At 55.6% G+C, this 17054-nt stretch carries 12 protein-coding genes; 10 read left to right on the top strand and 2 right to left on the bottom strand.

The window, feature by feature from the left end; genetic code table 11:
- Positions 1 to 5 precede the first annotated feature (5 nt).
- The 3 genes from thiB to thiQ are packed head-to-tail and all read left to right on the top strand — an operon-like array spanning position 6 to position 3257.
- Positions 6 to 989 (top strand): thiamine ABC transporter substrate binding subunit, encoded by a 984-nt coding sequence (thiB, locus tag B9Y90_RS12490; protein ID WP_085541402.1) that lies wholly within the window; start codon positions 6 to 8, stop codon positions 987 to 989.
- Positions 965 to 2575: a thiamine/thiamine pyrophosphate ABC transporter permease ThiP gene (thiP, locus tag B9Y90_RS12485; protein ID WP_085541401.1), complete on the top strand. Its 1611-nt coding sequence runs from the start codon at positions 965 to 967 to the stop codon at positions 2573 to 2575. Before thiB ends, thiP begins: the two co-directional genes overlap by 25 nt.
- Positions 2559 to 3257: a thiamine ABC transporter ATP-binding protein ThiQ gene (gene thiQ, locus B9Y90_RS12480; protein WP_085541400.1), complete on the top strand. Its 699-nt coding sequence runs from the start codon at positions 2559 to 2561 to the stop codon at positions 3255 to 3257. The genes thiP and thiQ overlap by 17 nt, the downstream gene beginning before the upstream one ends.
- On the opposite strand, the gene B9Y90_RS12475 is transcribed toward thiQ, so the two are convergent.
- Positions 3254 to 4021: a DedA family protein gene (locus B9Y90_RS12475; RefSeq protein WP_039290238.1), complete on the bottom strand. Its 768-nt coding sequence runs from the start codon at positions 4019 to 4021 to the stop codon at positions 3254 to 3256. The two genes, thiQ and B9Y90_RS12475, sit on opposite strands and share 4 nt — an antisense overlap.
- 198 nt (positions 4022 to 4219) lie before the next feature.
- On the opposite strand from B9Y90_RS12475, the gene polB reads away from it, so the two are divergent.
- The 3 genes from polB to rluA all read left to right on the top strand — a co-directional run bounded on the left by polB (position 4220) and on the right by rluA (position 10505).
- Entirely contained in the window at positions 4220 to 6580 is a 2361-nt protein-coding gene (gene polB, locus B9Y90_RS12470) for a DNA polymerase II (protein WP_085541399.1), read from the top strand.
- A gap of 222 nt (positions 6581 to 6802) precedes the next feature.
- Positions 6803 to 9709, top strand: coding sequence for an RNA polymerase-associated protein RapA (gene rapA / locus B9Y90_RS12465; protein WP_085541398.1), 2907 nt, complete (start codon positions 6803 to 6805; stop codon positions 9707 to 9709).
- Positions 9710 to 9845: 136 nt separating this feature from the next.
- Positions 9846 to 10505, top strand: coding sequence for a bifunctional tRNA pseudouridine(32) synthase/23S rRNA pseudouridine(746) synthase RluA (gene rluA / locus B9Y90_RS12460; protein WP_085541397.1), 660 nt, complete (start codon positions 9846 to 9848; stop codon positions 10503 to 10505).
- A gap of 30 nt (positions 10506 to 10535) precedes the next feature.
- On the opposite strand, the gene djlA is transcribed toward rluA, so the two are convergent.
- The gene (gene djlA / locus B9Y90_RS12455) at positions 10536 to 11354 is read right to left on the bottom strand and encodes a co-chaperone DjlA (protein WP_008461730.1); all 819 of its coding nucleotides are present in this window, start codon (positions 11352 to 11354) and stop codon (positions 10536 to 10538) included.
- Positions 11355 to 11535: 181 nt separating this feature from the next.
- Here djlA and lptD point away from each other — a divergent pair, with 181 nt between their 5' ends.
- The 4 genes from lptD to rsmA are packed head-to-tail and all read left to right on the top strand — an operon-like array spanning position 11536 to position 17053.
- Positions 11536 to 13899, top strand: a complete 2364-nt coding sequence (lptD, locus tag B9Y90_RS12450) for an LPS assembly protein LptD (RefSeq protein WP_085541396.1) — start codon at positions 11536 to 11538, stop codon at positions 13897 to 13899.
- 58 nt (positions 13900 to 13957) lie between these two features.
- A complete protein-coding gene (gene surA, locus B9Y90_RS12445; RefSeq protein ID WP_008461725.1) occupies positions 13958 to 15250 on the top strand; it encodes a peptidylprolyl isomerase SurA in 1293 nt (430 codons plus the stop codon).
- On the top strand, positions 15243 to 16232 hold the full coding sequence (gene pdxA / locus B9Y90_RS12440; RefSeq protein WP_085541395.1) for a 4-hydroxythreonine-4-phosphate dehydrogenase PdxA: 990 nt from the start codon (positions 15243 to 15245) through the stop codon (positions 16230 to 16232). Before surA ends, pdxA begins: the two co-directional genes overlap by 8 nt.
- The gene (gene rsmA, locus B9Y90_RS12435; protein ID WP_085541394.1) at positions 16229 to 17053 is read left to right on the top strand and encodes a 16S rRNA (adenine(1518)-N(6)/adenine(1519)-N(6))-dimethyltransferase RsmA; all 825 of its coding nucleotides are present in this window, start codon (positions 16229 to 16231) and stop codon (positions 17051 to 17053) included. Before pdxA ends, rsmA begins: the two co-directional genes overlap by 4 nt.
- The last annotated feature ends 1 nt before the right edge of the window (position 17054 follow it).

The raw sequence follows: 17054 nt of genomic DNA, 5'->3' as shown, positions 1-17054 counted from the left end.
GCAAAGTGTTCAAAAAGTTTCTGCCGCTGCTGGCGCTGGCCGCCATGCCCGTTTTCGCTAAACCTGTATTAACCGTCTACACCTACGACTCGTTCGCCGCCGACTGGGGCCCTGGCCCGGCGGTGAAAAAAGCCTTTGAGGCCGACTGTAACTGCGAGCTGAAATTTGTGGCGCTTGAAGACGGCGTTTCTCTGCTGAACCGCGTACGCATGGAAGGCAAGAACAGCAAAGCAGACGTCGTGCTGGGGCTGGACAACAATCTGGTAGAAGCCGCCACGCAAACCAAACTGTTTGCCCCCTCTAACGTCGAAAACGCCACCCTTCAGGTGCCTGGCGGCTGGAAAAACAGCACCTTCGTGCCTTACGATTACGGCTACTTTGCTTTCGTATACGACAAGAACAAGCTAAAAAACCCGCCAAAAAGCCTGAAAGAGTTGGTTGAAAGCGATCAAAAATGGAAGGTCATTTACGAAGATCCACGCACCAGCACCCCAGGGCTTGGCCTGCTGCTGTGGATGCAAAAAGTGTACGGCGATAAAGCCCCCGAAGCCTGGCAAAAGCTGGCGAAGAAAACCGTCACCGTCACTAAAGGCTGGAGCGAAGCTTACGGCTTGTTCCTGAAAGGGGAAGCCGACCTGGTGCTGAGCTATACCACCTCCCCGGCCTACCACATCATTGAAGAAAAGAAAGACAACTACGCCGCCGCGGATTTCAGCGAAGGGCATTACCTGCAGGTTGAAGTGGCGGGCAGACTGGCGAACAGCAAACAGCCTGAACTCGCCGAGAAATTTATCAAATTCATCGCCACACCAGGTTTCCAGAACACCATTGCTACCGGCAACTGGATGTACCCGGTGACTAACGTAGCGTTACCTGCTGGCTTCGACAGCCTGGTGAAGCCGCAAACCACGCTGGAATTCCCCCCTCAGCAGGTAGCTACTCACCGCGCAGCATGGATCAATGAATGGCAACGCGCCGTCAGCCACTAATACCAGGCTGGCTGTATCCAGGGCTATTTGCCGCGACGCTGGTCGTGGCGGTAGCCCTGGCGGCTTTTCTGGCGCTGTGGCTTAACGCTCCGCAGACGGATGTCTTCGCCATCTTGCAGGACGGCTATCTTTGGCACGTCCTGCGCTTCTCCTTCTGGCAGGCGTTTCTTTCTGCGGCACTTTCCGTTTTCCCGGCAATCTTTTTAGCCCGCGCGCTCTACCGCCGCCGCTTCCCTGGCCGACTGGCGCTACTTCGGCTTTGCGCCATGACGCTGGTACTGCCGGTACTGGTTGCCGTCTTCGGCATTCTTTCCGTTTATGGGCGAGAAGGCTGGCTGGCAACGCTCTGCGGCTGGCTCGGCTTTGAATGGCACTTTTCCCCTTATGGCCTGCAGGGCATTCTGCTGGCGCACGTCTTCTTTAACATGCCGATGGCGACCCGCCTTCTGCTGCAGGCGCTGAACAATATCCCTTCGGAACAGCGCCAGTTGGCGGCACAGCTGGGAATGCAGGGCTGGCATTTCTTCCGTTTTGTCGAATGGCCCTGGCTGCGCCGACAAATACTCCCGGTTGGTGCTCTGATTTTTATGCTTTGCTTCGCGAGCTTCGCCACCGTGCTTTCCTTGGGTGGAGGCCCGCAGGCAACAACCATCGAACTGGCCATCTTTCAGGCATTAAGCTACGACTACGATCCCGCCAAAGCGGCATTGCTGGCCCTGCTGCAAATGGCGTGCTGCCTTGGCCTGGTGTTGTTGAGCCAGAAGTTAAGTAAGGCTATTCCCGTCGGCGTCAGCCAGCTTCAGGGGTGGCGGGATCCTCAGGATTCTCTGCGCCGAAAACTTAGCGATGGCCTGCTTATTCTGCTCGCCCTGCTGCTGCTTCTCCCACCGCTGCTGGCGGTGATGGTCGACGGGATTAACGGCAGCATGGGCAGCGTGCTGCGGCAGCCTGCCCTGTGGAACGCGCTCTGGACTTCACTGAGAATTGCCATTGCCGCCGGGCTTATCAGCGTGACGCTAACGCTGATGCTGCTTTGGAGCTCGCGTGAACTTCGGCTTCGTAACCAACGCTTCGCCGGGCAGGCCATTGAACTTAGCGGCATGTTGATTCTGGCGATGCCGGGCATCGTCCTCGCCACTGGCTTCTTCCTGCTGCTAAACAACACCGTGGGCCTGCCACAATCTGCCGACGGAATTGTTATTTTTACCAATGCGCTGATGGCGATTCCTTATGCCCTGAAAGTGCTCGAAAACCCCATGCGAGACGTAGCGGAACGCTATACACAGCTTTGCCAGTCGCTGGATATCAGCGGCTTTAATCGCCTGCGATTCATTGAGTTAAAAGCGCTGAAACGCCCAATAGCTCAGGCGCTGGCCTTTGCCTGCGTGTTGTCGATTGGCGATTTTGGCGTAGTGGCGCTGTTCGGTAACGAAGACTTTAGAACCCTGCCCTTCTGGCTGTATCAGCAGATCGGCTCTTACCGCAGCCAGGACGGCGCGGTCACAGCGCTGCTCCTGCTGCTGCTTTGTTTTATGCTGTTTACCTTGATTGAAAAACTTCCGGGGCAAGATGCTAACTCTGACTGATGTAACCTGGCTGTACCAGCACTTACCCATGCGCTTTTCCCTGAAGGTTGCGGCGGGAGAACGAATCGCCATCCTGGGGCCAAGCGGCGCAGGGAAAAGTACGTTGCTGAGCCTGGTCGCCGGGTTCCTGCCGCCTGCCAGCGGCGGCATCGTCATCGCCGGCGTGGATCACACGCGGACACCGCCTTCAGCCCGCCCGGTTTCCATGCTTTTCCAGGAAAATAATCTGTTTAGCCATTTGACCGTCCGGCAAAATATCGCCCTGGGCATGCATCCGGGAATGAAACTTGATGAAGCCCAGAAGCAGCGGCTGATAGAGATAGTGGAACGCGTGGGGTTAACTGACATGCTGGATCGCCTGCCGTCTCAGCTTTCCGGCGGCCAACGGCAGCGCGTCGCCCTCGCCCGCTGCCTGGTTCGTCAGCAGCCCGTTTTACTGCTGGACGAACCTTTCTCGGCGCTCGATCCGGCGCTGCGCAAAGAGATGCTGCAGCTGCTCGATGAGCTGTGTCGGGAGCAACAGCTGGCGCTGCTGATGGTTTCTCACAGTATTGAAGATGCCGCCCGTATCGCCCCTCGTAGCATCGTGGTAAAAGACGGGCGCATTACATGGGACGGCGAAACAGGCACATTGCTCAGCGGTGAGGCAAGCGTCTCCGCGCTGTTGGGGATAGGCAATTAGTGCGACAGCACCTTCCACAGGATGTCCCAGTAAACCGGCATTAATGGATGCTGCAGCAAGGCCACAAAACTGCCAATGCCCGCCACCAGCATAAGCGGAGCCAGCCAGTTTAGTCGGGCCTGCGGTAAATAGCGGGCCAGTCGATCTGAGCCTTGCTTACCGCTGCGATACCAACGCCAGCTTAGCCACGCAGCCAGCCAAAGCAGTAAAGCCACCGCCAAAAGCAGCCACTTGAAGCTCGCGCTTTTCATGTCTGCAGGAATGTCGATTGCTGCCCCGGCGAGGATACCCGGTAGAAAATAGAGCGGCGGCCAGAACAGGCAGCCGATAATATTCGGTGGCAAAAACTTCGCCAGCGGTAAGTCCAGCATCCCGGCCACCATCGGCACTAGCGGGCGCGTAGGGCCAACAAAGCGTCCGACAAGAATGGTAAACATGCTGTGCTGATGCAGCGCGTGCTCGGTCTTATCCAGCAGCGCCTTATTCTTCTTCATAAATGACCAGCGGTGTAGCGGACCTTTGAAGCGCTGCCCAAGCCAGAACGAGATCCAGTCGCCCAGCAGGCAACCTATAATCCCGGCTCCCCAGGCATAATAGAAATTGACCTGGCCACTGCCGATCAGCGCACCCAGTCCGGCCATCATCACCGTGCCAGGCAGGATAAGCCCTACCAGCGCCAGCGACTCAAAAAAGGCCACCAGCATCACCGCGATAAGCGAATATGCCACTGACTGTGTAATAAAGTGTTCCAGCAAGGATTCCATAAGCTTTCCGTCGATGAGCGAGCGGGCGATTCTCCAGAATTAACGTGACAGGCGTCAAGGTCTCATTTCTATGAATAAAGAATAGACGGTAAAGTTCCGGATAATTCGCACGCCTGACCAACAACACTGTATATAAATGCAGTAAATAACGGTTGTTTGCGCTATAATCTAAACACTTTTCCTGAGAGAGAATGCAGCGTGTCTCAAGCTCGTCAGGGGTTTCTGCTGACCAGGCACTGGCGAGACACCCCGCGCGGTACCGAAGTCGACTTCTGGCTGGCCACGGACGATGGCCCGCTTAAGGTGCGCCTGCCGCCACAGGAGTCCGTCGCTTTTATTCCCCAATCGCAGCTAGCTCAGGCGCAGCGTCTGCTAGCTGGTGAAAACCAGTTCCGCCTTACGCCGCTTGAACTCAAAGACTTCCATCGCCAGCCGGTGGCGGGCCTGTATTGCCAGCAGCACCGCCAGTTAATGCGGCTGGAGAAACTGCTACGCGACGGCGGCGTGACTGTCTATGAGGCGGATATTCGTCCCCCGGAGCGCTTCCTGATGGAACGCTTTATTACCGCGCCGGTCTGGTTTAGCGGTCATCCTCAGGGCGATGTGCTGCTGGATACCCGCCTGAAACCCGCCCCGGAATACCGCCCGCCGTTGAAATGGGTCTCGCTGGATATCGAAACGAATCGGCACGGCGAGCTGTACTGCATCGGCCTCGAAGGCTGCGGGCAGCGCCACGTCTATATGCTCGGGCCTGAAAACGGCGATGCTGCGGGCCTGGACTTCACGCTGGAATATGTCGCCAGCCGCCCTTTGCTGCTGGAGAAGCTGAATAGCTGGTTTGCCGAGCACGATCCCGATGTGTTGATCGGCTGGAACGTCGTTCAGTTTGACCTGCGCGTGCTGCAAAAAATGGCCGAACGCTACCAGGTTCCGCTTCGTTTAGGGCGAGGCAACAGCCCGCTAGAATGGCGTGAGCACGGCTTTAAGCAGGGCGTTTTCTTTGCCCAACTTGCGGGCCGGGTGATTATCGACGGCATCGAAGCGCTAAAATCGGCGTTCTGGAATTTCTCTTCATTTTCGCTGGAAACGGTCTCCCGTGAACTTCTCGGTGAAGGGAAGTCGATTGATAATCCCTGGGATCGTATGGATGAGATCGACCGCCGCTTTGCCGAAGACAAACCCGCGCTGGCGACCTATAACCTCAAAGACTGCGAGCTGGTCACGCGTATTTTCCACAAGACTGAGCTGATGCCTTTCCTGCTAGAGCGGGCGACGGTCAACGGGCTCCCGCTGGATAAACACGGCGGCTCGGTTGCGGCATTCAGCCACCTTTATTTCCCGCGTATGCACCGTGCAGGCTATGTCGCCCCCAATCTGGGCGAGGTTCCGCCGCAGGCAAGCCCCGGCGGCTATGTGATGGATTCGCGCCCAGGGCTGTATGATTCAGTGCTGGTGCTCGATTATAAAAGCCTGTACCCGTCGATTATCCGCACTTTCTTAATCGATCCGGTCGGGCTCGTCGAAGGTACAGCCCAGCCCGATGTGACGCACTCCGTTGAAGGGTTTATTGGCGGCTGGTTCTCCCGCGACAAACACTGCCTGCCGGAGATCGTGAGCCAGATCTGGCATGGCCGGGACGAGGCAAAGCGCCACGGTAACAAACCGCTCTCTCAGGCGCTCAAGATCATCATGAATGCCTTTTACGGCGTGCTGGGCACCAGCGCCTGTCGCTTTTTCGATCCACGCCTGGCTTCGTCGATCACCATGCGCGGTCATGAGATCATGCGCCAGACAAAGGCCCTGATTGAATCCCAGGGCTATGACGTTATATACGGCGATACGGATTCAACCTTTGTCTGGCTGAAAAAAGCCCATAGAGAAGAAGACGCCGCGCAAATTGGCAGGAAGCTGGTTGAGTACGTCAACACCTGGTGGCAACAGCATCTGAAAACCACGCTGAATCTCGACTGTGCCATGGAGCTGGAGTACGAAACGCACTTCTGCCGTTTTCTGATGCCGACTATCCGGGGAACGGACCAGGGCAGCAAAAAGCGCTACGCAGGGCTTATTCAGGAAGGCGACGAACAGCGTATGGTCTTTAAAGGGCTTGAAACGGTGCGCACCGACTGGACGCCCCTCGCCCAGCAGTTCCAGCAGACGCTCTATTTGAGAATTTTCCGCGGCGAGCCCTATCAGGACTACATCCGCGAAACCATTGCCAGCCTGATGGCGGGTGAGCTGGATTCACAGCTCATCTATCGCAAGCGCCTGCGTCGCCCGTTAAGCGAGTACCAGAAAAACGTGCCGCCGCACGTTCGCGCGGCAAGGCTTGCCGATGAGCATAACCAGCGTCTGGGCAGGCCTGCACAGTACCAGAACCGCGGTACGATAAAATATGTCATGACCCTGAGCGGCCCGGAACCGGTTGATTATCAGCAGTCTCCGCTGGATTATGACCACTACCTGACTCGCCAGCTGCAGCCCGTCGCCGAGGGGATTTTGCCCTTCCTTGAGGACGACTTTGCTACACTGATGACGGGGCAGATGGGGCTATTTTAAAAATACTCGACATAACTCAGTTTACGGCAAGGTGCCAAGAGCGCGCAGCCAGCGTCGCCGTAATTTGAAGCATGACGAGTACGTGACGAATCCGTTGCCATCCAGTACCATAGCGCCCTTTCTTCGAATCCTTAGACCCAATTTTAAACAACTGCGCCGCCTGTGCGCGGTTGCCATGCTATTGCCTGCAAATTTAAGTCACTGAAATAGAGCCGAAAACTTATGCCTTTTACACTTGGTCAACGTTGGATCAGCGATACCGAAAGCGAACTGGGACTGGGAACCGTGGTGGCGCTGGATGCGCGTATGGTTACCCTGCTCTTCCCGGCAACGGGTGAAAATCGTCTGTACGCCAGAAATGACTCCCCGATCACCCGCGTGATGTTTAACCCAGGCGATGTGATTACCAGCCATGAAGGCTGGCAGCTGAAAGTTGATGAAGTTAAGGAAGAAAAGGGGTTACTCGCCTACTTCGGCACCCGTCTCGATACCGAAGAACAAGAGGTTCTGCTGCGCGAAGTGTTCCTCGACAGCAAACTGGTCTTCAGCAAGCCGCAGGATCGTCTGTTTGCCGGGCAAATCGACCGTATGGACCGTTTTGCGCTGCGTTTTCGCGCCCGCAAATACCAGAGCGAACAGTCGCGCCAGATTTGGAGCGGCCTTCGCGGGATGCGCACCAGCCTGATCCCTCACCAGCTAAACATCGCTCATGACGTTGGCCGCCGCCATGCGCCGCGCGTATTGCTCGCGGATGAAGTTGGCCTGGGTAAAACCATTGAAGCCGGGATGATCATCCACCAGCAACTGCTGGCCGGCAGTGCCGAACGCGTTCTGATTGTGGTGCCGGAAACCCTGCAGCATCAGTGGCTGGTCGAAATGCTGCGTCGCTTTAACCTGCGCTTCGCGCTGTTTGACGATGAACGTTACGCGGAAGCCCAGCACGACAGCAGTAACCCGTTTGACACCGAACAATTGGTCATTTGTTCGCTGGACTTCGTGCGCCGCAATAAACAGCGCCTGGAAAACCTCTGCGAAGCGGAGTGGGATCTGCTGGTTGTCGATGAGGCCCACCACCTGGTGTGGAGCGAAGACGCGCCTAGCCGTGAATATCAGGCGATTGAACAACTGGCCGAGCATGTACCCGGCGTTCTGTTGCTGACCGCCACGCCTGAACAGCTGGGCATGGAAAGCCACTTCGCGCGCTTACGCCTGCTGGATCCAAATCGCTTCCATGATTTCACTATGTTCGTCGACGAGCAGCAGAATTATCGCCCGGTCGCAGACGCCGTTGCTTTGCTGCTGGCGGGTGACCGTCTGACCGATGAGCAACTGAATACCATGGGTGAGCTGATCGGCGAGCAGGATATCGAGCCACTGCTGCAAACCGCCAACAGCGATCGCGAAGGCAGTGAAGCCGCACGCCAGGAGCTGGTCTCCATGCTGATGGACAGGCACGGCACCAGCCGCGTCCTGTTCCGTAATACCCGTAACGGCGTGAAGGGTTTCCCGAAACGCGAACTGCACACCATTCGCCTGCCGCTGCCAACCCAGTACCAGACGGCAATTAAAGTCTCCGGTATTATGGCCGCGCGTAAGTCCGTGGAAGATCGCGCCCGCGACATGCTGTACCCGGAGCAGATTTATCAAGAATTCGAAGGCGACACCGGCACCTGGTGGAATTTCGACCCGCGCGTTGAATGGCTGATGGGTTACCTGACCAGTCACCGTTCGCAGAAAGTACTGGTGATCTGCGCCAAAGCCGCAACGGCGCTTCAGCTGGAGCAAGTTCTGCGCGAGCGCGAAGGCATCCGCGCCGCCGTCTTCCATGAAGGCATGTCCATCATCGAACGCGACCGCGCTGCAGCCTGGTTTGCGGAAGAAGATACCGGTGCACAGGTCCTGCTCTGCTCCGAAATTGGCTCAGAAGGCCGTAACTTCCAGTTCGCCAGCCAGCTGGTCATGTTTGACCTGCCGTTTAACCCAGACCTGCTGGAACAGCGTATTGGTCGTCTCGACCGTATTGGCCAGGCACACGACATCCAGATCCACGTTCCGTACCTGGAAAAAACCGCTCAGTCGGTCCTGGTGGACTGGTACCATGCCGGTCTGGATGCCTTCGAGCATACCTGCCCGACCGGCCGAACCATCTATGACAGCGTCTATCCGCAGCTGATCGAATATCTCGCGGCCCCGGAAAATACCGAAGGCTTTGACGCGCTGATCAAGCAGTGCCGCGAGCAGCACGATGCCCTTAAACAGCAGCTTGAGCAGGGCCGCGACCGTCTGCTGGAAATTCACTCCAACGGCGGTGAAAAAGCGCAGGCACTGGCAGAAGCCATTTCCGAGCAAGATAACGACACTAACCTCGTTAGCTTTGCGATGAACCTGTTTGATATCGTCGGCATTAACCAGGACGATCGCGGCGACAACATGGTCGTGATTACGCCGTCCGACCATATGCTGGTCCCGGACTTCCCGGGCCTGCCGGAAGACGGCTGCACAATCACCTTCGAGCGTGACGTAGCCTTATCCCGCGAAGACGCGCAGTTTGTGACCTGGGAACACCCGATCATCCGCAATGGCCTGGATTTGATCCTGTCAGGCGATACCGGTAGCTGTGCCCTGTCTCTGCTGAAAAACAAAGCGCTGCCGGTGGGTACGCTGCTGCTGGAGCTGATTTACGTTGTTGAGGCCAAAGCGCCTAAACAGCTGCAGCTCAACCGCTTCCTGCCGCCGACGCCGGTGCGCATGCTGGTGGATAAAAACGGCACCAACCTCGCGGCGCAGGTGGAGTTTGAAAGCTTTAACCGCCAGCTCAGCGCGGTTAACCGTCATACCGGCAGCAAACTGGTGAATGCGGTGCAGTCCGACGTGCACGCTATTCTGCAGGTGGCGGAAGAGAAAGTTGCCGATGCGGCACAGGCGCTGATCGACGCAGCTCGTGAAGAAGCCGATGAGAAGCTGAGCGCTGAGCTGTCCCGTCTGGAAGCGTTGAAAGCCGTTAACCCAAACATTCGTGACGACGAACTTGCGGCTATTGAAACCAATCGCCAGCAGGTGATGGAAGCGCTGAGCCAGGCTAACTGGCGTCTTGATGCCCTGCGTTTGATTGTTGTGACGCACCAGTAAATATGCGTCGCTTTACTCAAATCATTCGAGTTGCAGCAAGGCGGCAAAAGAGAGAATTCCCAGGAGCTTACTAAACTAAGTGACTGGGATAAGTGAGAGCAGCCAACGCGGCTGCAGCTTGAAGGATGCAGAGTAAATGCTGATGGAACCCTACAATCCGCCTCTTGATCCCTGGCTGGTTATCCTTTACCAGGATGAGCACATCATGGTGGTTAACAAGCCCAGCGGTCTGCTGTCCGTCCCGGGGCGTCTTGATGAGCACAAAGACAGCGTGATGACGCGCATTCAGCGCGACTTCCCGCTGGCGGAGTCGGTCCATCGGCTTGATATGGCGACCAGTGGCGTGATTGTGGTGGCGCTGACCAAAGCGGCAGAGCGAGAGCTGAAGCGCCAGTTCCGTGAACGCGAGCCTAAAAAGCAGTACGTGGCTCGCGTTTGGGGCCATCCGCAACCGGAAGAAGGTTTGGTGGATCTGCCGCTGATTTGCGACTGGCCTAACAGACCAAAGCAAAAGGTGTGCTACGAGACAGGAAAGTCTGCGCAGACTGGATATCAGGTGCTGGAATACGCGGCGGATAATACCGCTCGTATACAGCTCATGCCGATTACCGGGCGTTCACATCAGCTTCGCGTGCATATGCAGGCGCTGGGGCACCCGATTCTCGGGGACCGCTTCTACGCGACGCCAGAAGCGCTTGCCATGGCGCCGCGTCTTCAGCTCCATGCTGAGATGCTCACCATTACGCACCCGAGCTACGGTACGCCAATGACGTTTAGAGCGCCGGCGGACTTTTAAAGAAAAGCCTCTCATTTGAGAGGCTTTTTTCTATTTAAACCCTTTTGCCGTTTTAATCAGGTCGTAAGCACCCTGAATCTCCTGAGCCTTTTGCTTCGCCATCTGCATCATTTCCGGCGGCAGACCTTTTGCCACCAGCTTGTCCGGGTGGTGCTCACTCATTAGCTTACGGTACGCACGCTTGATAACCGTTGGCTCATCGCTGCTTTTTACCCCAAGCACCTTGCAGGCATCCTCCAGCGTCGGGCCCCTTTGCTGCTGCGCGAAGCCGCCTTGTGATTGCTGGTATTGGTACTGGCCACCACCGAACTGCTGGCCGCCTTCCATCATGCGCAAGAACTGGTCGAACTGAGCACGTGAGATCCCCAGTTCTTCGGCAATCACATACAGCACCTGGCGCTCATTTGGGTGCAACGAGCCATCCGCAAACGCGGCCTGAATTTGGATTTCCAGAAACATCCGAATTAAGTCAGAGCGGCCAAAACAGACGCTGCGCATCTGCCCCATTTTCTCTCTGAGCGGATAATTATTTTCTTTACCCGCCCGAAATGCGCGCTGAGCTGCTGCTCGAGCCTCACCATGAAGCTGCATTCGGTCCATCAGTAAAGAAGCGATTTGAATATCGGCTTCCGTTACCCGGCCTTTCGATTTGGTGAGGTGCCCCATCACTTCAAAAGTGGTAGAAAAAAAGATCGCCTGACGCTGCTGTTGGTTAGCAAACCAGGCCCCGCGACGGCTGCGCGCCTTATCAAACATATGGCCGATAAGAAAACCTATCACCACGCCCCAAAAGCCGCCGCCCGAGATTAAACCCAAAGCAACACCGAGTACTTTTCCCCAATACTGCATATACTCCCCAAATCGTCATGCTGTCGTCTAGAATTTGCTTTATCATACCCGCCATTGATAGCGCTGCCTAACGGCATACTGCTAATGGGCTGGATTAACACTAGCGCTGTGGTGATGAGTAAGTTAGTCTCTGACCGTTTGCCTTCGCTATACCCTGATGACGGAACAACAAATAACACGTATGAAAAAACGTATTCCCACCTTGCTGGCCACCCTGATTGGTTCAGCCCTTTATAGCCAACAAGGTATGGCTGCCGACCTTGCCTCGCAGTGTATGCTGGGTATCCCAAGCTATAATCGTCCATTGGTTAAGGACGACGGTAATAGCCTGCCGGTGACAATCCAGGCCGATCACGCCAAAGGTGATTACCCGGACAATGCCGTGTTTACCGGGAATGTTGACGTTCAGCAGGGCAACAGCCGCCTGCAGTCAGACGAAGTTCAGCTTCACCAGAAGCAGGTCGACGGTCAAGCGGATCCCGTTCGCACGGTGGATGCCTTAGGTAATGTGCATTACGACGACAATCAGGTCATCCTGAAAGGTCCGAAAGCATGGTCCAATTTAAACACCAAAGATACTAACGTCTGGAGCGGTGATTACCAGATGGTGGGCCGCCAAGGTCGCGGCACCGCAGACCTCATGAAACAGCGCGGCGACAACCGCTACACGATTCTTGAAAACGGGACGTTCACCTCCTGCCTGCCGGGTTCCAATACCTGGAGCGTGGTCGGCACTGAGGTGATTCAGGACAGACAGGAAGAAGTGGCGGAGATTTGGAATGCCCGCTTTAAGCTGGGCCCGGTACCGGTTTTCTACAGTCCATATCTGCAACTTCCTATTGGCGATAAACGCCGTTCGGGCTTCCTGATCCCAAGCGCTAAATACAGCACCAACAACGGCATTGAGTTCACGCTACCGTATTACTGGAACATTGCGCCAAACTTCGATGCCACTATCACGCCTCATTACATTGATAAGCGGGGCGGTATCCAGTGGCAGAACGAATTCCGGTACCTGACCCAGGCCGGTGCGGGTCTAATGGAGTTTGACTATCTCCCGTCGGATGACGAATACAAGAACGAACCGGGTGTGTCGCAGGGTGAAAAAGACAGACGCTGGTTGTTCTACTGGAACCACAGCGGGGTCATGGATCAGGTGTGGCGTTTCAACGTCGACTACACCAAGGTTAGCGACTCTCGCTACTTCAACGACTTTAGCTCCCCTTACGGGAACAGTACCGACGGCTACGCCACGCAAAAATTTAGCGTCGGCTATGCGGTTGAAAACTTCGACGCTACCCTGTCAGCTAAACAGTTCCAGGTGTTTGCTAACCAGTTAGGTGCCAGCAAAAGCTCCTACCGCGCTGAGCCACAGCTGGACGTCAACTTCTACCAGAACGACGTGGGTCCGTTCGATACGCGTATTTATGGCCAGGCCGTGAAGTTCACCAACGTGAACTCTAACTACCCGGACGCCACGCGTCTGCACCTTGAGCCGGTCATCAACTTGCCGCTGTCTAACGGCTGGGCAAGTCTGAATACCGAAACCAAGCTGATGATGACCCATTATCAGCAGGACAACATTGATAAATACAAACAAAATATCAATACCGCCAGCACCTTAGAAAGCACTGTCAACCGCACGCTGCCTCAGTTTAAAGTGGATGGTAAGCTGATCTTCGATCGTGATATGGACTCCGTTGCCGGCTGGACGCAGACCCTGGAGCCGCGCGCTCAGTACCTGTACGTGCCGTATCGCAACCAAAGTGCTATCAACAACTACGACTCATCGCTGCTGCAGTCTGACTACAGCGGGCTGTTCCGCGATCGTACCTACGGTGGTCTGGACCGTATTGCTTCGGCCAATCAGGTAACGACGGGCGTAACTTCTCGCGTTTATGATGACGCTTCGGTTGAACGTTTTAACATATCCGCGGGTCAAATCTACTATTTCACCCAGTCCCGTACCGGGGATGACAACATCAACTGGGAGAAAGATAAGAAAACGGGCTCTATGCTTTGGGCCGGCGATACTTACTGGCGTATGACCGATCGTTGGGGCCTGCGTGGCGGCGTTCAGTATGATGCTCGCCTGGGCAGCGTGGCCAACGGTAACGGCGCCATTGAATACCGCCGTGACGCCGATCGTATTGCGCAGTTGACCTATCGTTATGCGAGTCCGGAGTATATTCAGGCAACATTGCCAGCATACTCGACTTACGAACAGTATAAAGAAGGGATTTCGCAGGTCGGTATGGTCGCCAGCTGGCCAATCGTGGATCGCTGGTCAGTTGTCGGGGCCTACTACTACGATACCAATGCCCGACAGTCCGCTGACTCTATGTTCGCCGTGCAGTACAGCTCTTGCTGTTATGCCATTCGCGTAGGCGTCGAACGTAAAATCAACGGCTGGGAAAATAACCAAAGCAAATACGATAACGTAATCGGCTTTAACATTGAGTTACGCGGTCTGAGTTCCAACTATGGCCTGGGTATTCCGCAGATGCTGCGTTCTAACATTCTGCCGTACCAAAGCTCGATGTAATTCACTTTGACGAATTCTCTAAATAATCCGCTTTGCGGCTAAGTAAAATGGAAAAAGTATGAAGAACTGGAGAACGCTGCTTCTTGGTGTCGCACTTGTGGCGAACACAACTTTTGCAGCCCCGCAGGTTGTCGACAAAGTAGCTGCCGTAGTCAATAACGGCGTAGTCCTCGAAAGCGATGTTGACGGCTTAATGCAGTCCGTCAAAATGAACTCACGCGACGCGGGGCAACAGCTTCCCGACGACGCGACGCTTCGCCATCAAATCATTGAACGTCTGATCATGGATCAAATCATCCTGCAGATGGGCCAGAAGATGGGCGTGAAGATCACCGACGATGAACTCGATCAGGCCATCGCCAACATCGCCAAACAGAACAACATGACCATGGATCAGATGCGCAGCCGTCTGGCCTATGATGGCGTGAACTACAACACCTACCGCAGTCAGATCCGTAAAGAGATGACGATTTCGGAAGTGCGTAACAATGAAGTCCGTCGTCGCGTCTCAATCCTGCCGCAGGAAGTTGATGCCCTGGCACAACAGGTTGGCAACCAGAACGACAGCAGTACGGAACTGAACCTGAGCCACATCCTGATTGCGCTGCCAGAAAACCCAAGCTCGGCTCAGGTTGATGACGCAGAAAAACAGGCGCGTAACGTTGTCGATCAGGCGCGTAACGGGGCAGACTTCGGCAAGCTTGCTATTAGCTATTCTGCCGACCAGCAGGCGCTGAAAGGCGGCCAAATGGGCTGGGGTCGCATCCAGGAACTGCCTTCTATTTTTGCCCAGGCATTGAGCACGGCGAAGAAGGGCGACATTATCGGGCCTATCCGTTCAGGCGTTGGCTTCCACATCCTGAAAGTTAACGATATGCGCGGCCAGAATCAGAATATTTCTGTGACTGAGGTTCACGCCCGTCACATCCTGCTGAAAACGTCGCCTATTATGAACGATACCCAGGCTCGCCAGAAGCTGGAGCAAATTGCCGCTGACATTAAGAGCGGGAAAACCACCTTTGCTGCTGCCGCGAAATCGTTCTCTGACGATCCTGGTTCAGCAAACCAGGGTGGCGATCTGGGCTGGGCGGCAACGGATATTTATGATCCCGCTTTCCGCGACGCACTGCAGAAGCTGAACAAAGGCCAGATGAGCGCCCCGGTGCACTCTTCCTTCGGCTGGCATCTGATCGAACTACTGGATACTCGTAAAGTCGACAGAACTGATGCGGCGCAAAAAGATCGTGCCTACCGCATGCTGTTCAACCGCAAGTTCTCAGAAGAAGCGCAAACCTGGATGCAGGAACAGCGCGCCAGCGCTTACGTGAAAATCATAGGCAGCAATGGCTAACATCTTTCGTGTGACCATCACTCCCGGCGAACCCGCCGGGATTGGTCCCGACCTGGTCGTCGCGTTAGCGCAACGCGACTGGCCCGTTGAACTGGTCGTCTGCGCTTCTCCAGAATTGCTACTCGCCAGAGCCTCTCTGCTCGGCCTCCCCCTGACGCTCCAGCCTTTCGAAGCAAATCAACCGGCAAAACCGCAGGCTGCAGGTACGTTGACCGTGCTGCCCGTTGAGCTACGTGCGCCGGTCGTTCCAGGGCAACTGGATGTACGTAACAGTGCTTACGTCGTCGAGACGCTCGCCCGGGCATGCGATGGCTGCCTGAGCGGGGAGTTTGCCGCGCTGATTACCGGGCCAGTACACAAAGGCATTATCAACGATGCCGGTATTCCGTTTATTGGTCACACCGAGTTCTTCGAAGAGCGTTCGCACAGCGAAAAAGTGGTGATGATGCTGGCCACGGAAGAGCTGCGAGTTGCGCTTGCCACAACGCATCTGCCGCTAAAAGCAATTTCTGACGCCATTACGCCGGATTTACTACGCCAGATTGTCACCATCCTGTATCATGACCTGCAAACCAAATTTGGTATCCCGCAGCCGCATGTGCTGGTTTGCGGTCTCAATCCGCACGCCGGGGAAGGTGGCCATATGGGCACCGAAGAGATAGACACCATCATCCCGGTGTTAAATGAGATGCGCGCTCTGGGGATGCGCCTTTCTGGCCCATTACCGGCAGATACGCTATTCCAGCCTAAATACCTCGATAGTGCCGACGCCGTACTGGCGATGTATCACGATCAGGGTCTGCCCGTGTTGAAATATCAGGGCTTCGGCCGCGCGGTAAATATCACGCTGGGATTACCTTTTATCCGTACCTCGGTTGACCACGGCACCGCTCTTGAGCTGGCAGGCCAGGGAAAAGCCGATGTCGGCAGTTTTATTACGGCGCTTAATCTCGCCATTAAAATGATTGTAAATAGTCAATGAATACTCGAGTCCACCAGGGCCACCTTGCCCGCAAACGATTTGGACAAAACTTCCTTAATGACCAGTTCGTTATCGACAGTATTGTCTCCGCGATTAACCCACAGCCAGGCCAGGCAATGGTCGAAATTGGCCCAGGCCTCGGCGCACTGACCGAGCCTGTGGGCGAACGCATGGATAAACTGACCGTTATCGAACTGGACCGCGATCTTGCTGCCCGTTTGCAAACGCATCCGTTCCTGGCTCCTAAGCTGACGATTTATCAGCAGGATGCTATGACCATGGATTTCGGCGATCTTTCGCAGAAAATTGGCCAGCCGTTGCGCGTTTTCGGTAACCTGCCGTATAACATCTCTACGCCGCTGATGTTCCATCTCTTTAGCTATACTGATGCCATTGCAGACATGCACTTCATGCTGCAAAAAGAGGTGGTTAACCGCTTAGTCGCCGGGCCAAACAGCAAAGCGTATGGCCGCCTGTCGGTGATGGCGCAGTATTACTGCAACGTTATCCCTGTGCTGGAAGTACCGCCTACTGCCTTTACGCCAGCGCCGAAAGTGGACTCTGCCGTTGTGCGTCTGGTGCCACACGCGACGTTACCGCACCCGGTTAAAGATCTGCGCGTGCTGAGCCGTATCACGACGGAAGCCTTTAACAAGCGCCGTAAAACCATCCGTAATAGCCTCGGCCATCTGTTCAGTGCCGACGTGCTGGCGGAGCTTGGCGTCGATGCGACACTGCGTGCGGAAAACATTTCCGTTGACCAGTACTGTAAGCTTGCAAACTATCTGGCTGAACACCCACAACAGCCATCGGAGAGCTAAA

This window comes from Cedecea sp. NFIX57 (genome assembly GCF_900177785.1).
In the GTDB taxonomy this organism is placed as follows: domain Bacteria; phylum Pseudomonadota; class Gammaproteobacteria; order Enterobacterales; family Enterobacteriaceae; genus Cedecea; species Cedecea neteri_C.
The sequence above is the reverse complement of the archived record's forward strand: the minus strand, read 5'-3'. Positions and strand labels throughout refer to the sequence as shown.

Excerpts from the sequence above, each read along its gene's own strand:
- thiP (WP_085541401.1), top strand. The coding sequence starts at position 965 with ATGGCAACGCGCCGTCAGCCACTAATACCAGGCTGGCTGTATCCAGGG.
- thiQ (WP_085541400.1), top strand. The coding sequence starts at position 2,559 with ATGCTAACTCTGACTGATGTAACCTGGCTGTACCAGCACTTACCCATG.
- B9Y90_RS12475 (WP_039290238.1), bottom strand. The coding sequence starts at position 4,021 with ATGGAATCCTTGCTGGAACACTTTATTACACAGTCAGTGGCATATTCG.
- rapA (WP_085541398.1), top strand. The coding sequence starts at position 6,803 with ATGCCTTTTACACTTGGTCAACGTTGGATCAGCGATACCGAAAGCGAA.
- rluA (WP_085541397.1), top strand. The coding sequence starts at position 9,846 with ATGCTGATGGAACCCTACAATCCGCCTCTTGATCCCTGGCTGGTTATC.
- djlA (WP_008461730.1), bottom strand. The coding sequence starts at position 11,354 with ATGCAGTATTGGGGAAAAGTACTCGGTGTTGCTTTGGGTTTAATCTCG.
- lptD (WP_085541396.1), top strand. The coding sequence starts at position 11,536 with ATGAAAAAACGTATTCCCACCTTGCTGGCCACCCTGATTGGTTCAGCC.
- surA (WP_008461725.1), top strand. The coding sequence starts at position 13,958 with ATGAAGAACTGGAGAACGCTGCTTCTTGGTGTCGCACTTGTGGCGAAC.
- pdxA (WP_085541395.1), top strand. The coding sequence starts at position 15,243 with ATGGCTAACATCTTTCGTGTGACCATCACTCCCGGCGAACCCGCCGGG.
- rsmA (WP_085541394.1), top strand. The coding sequence starts at position 16,229 with ATGAATACTCGAGTCCACCAGGGCCACCTTGCCCGCAAACGATTTGGA.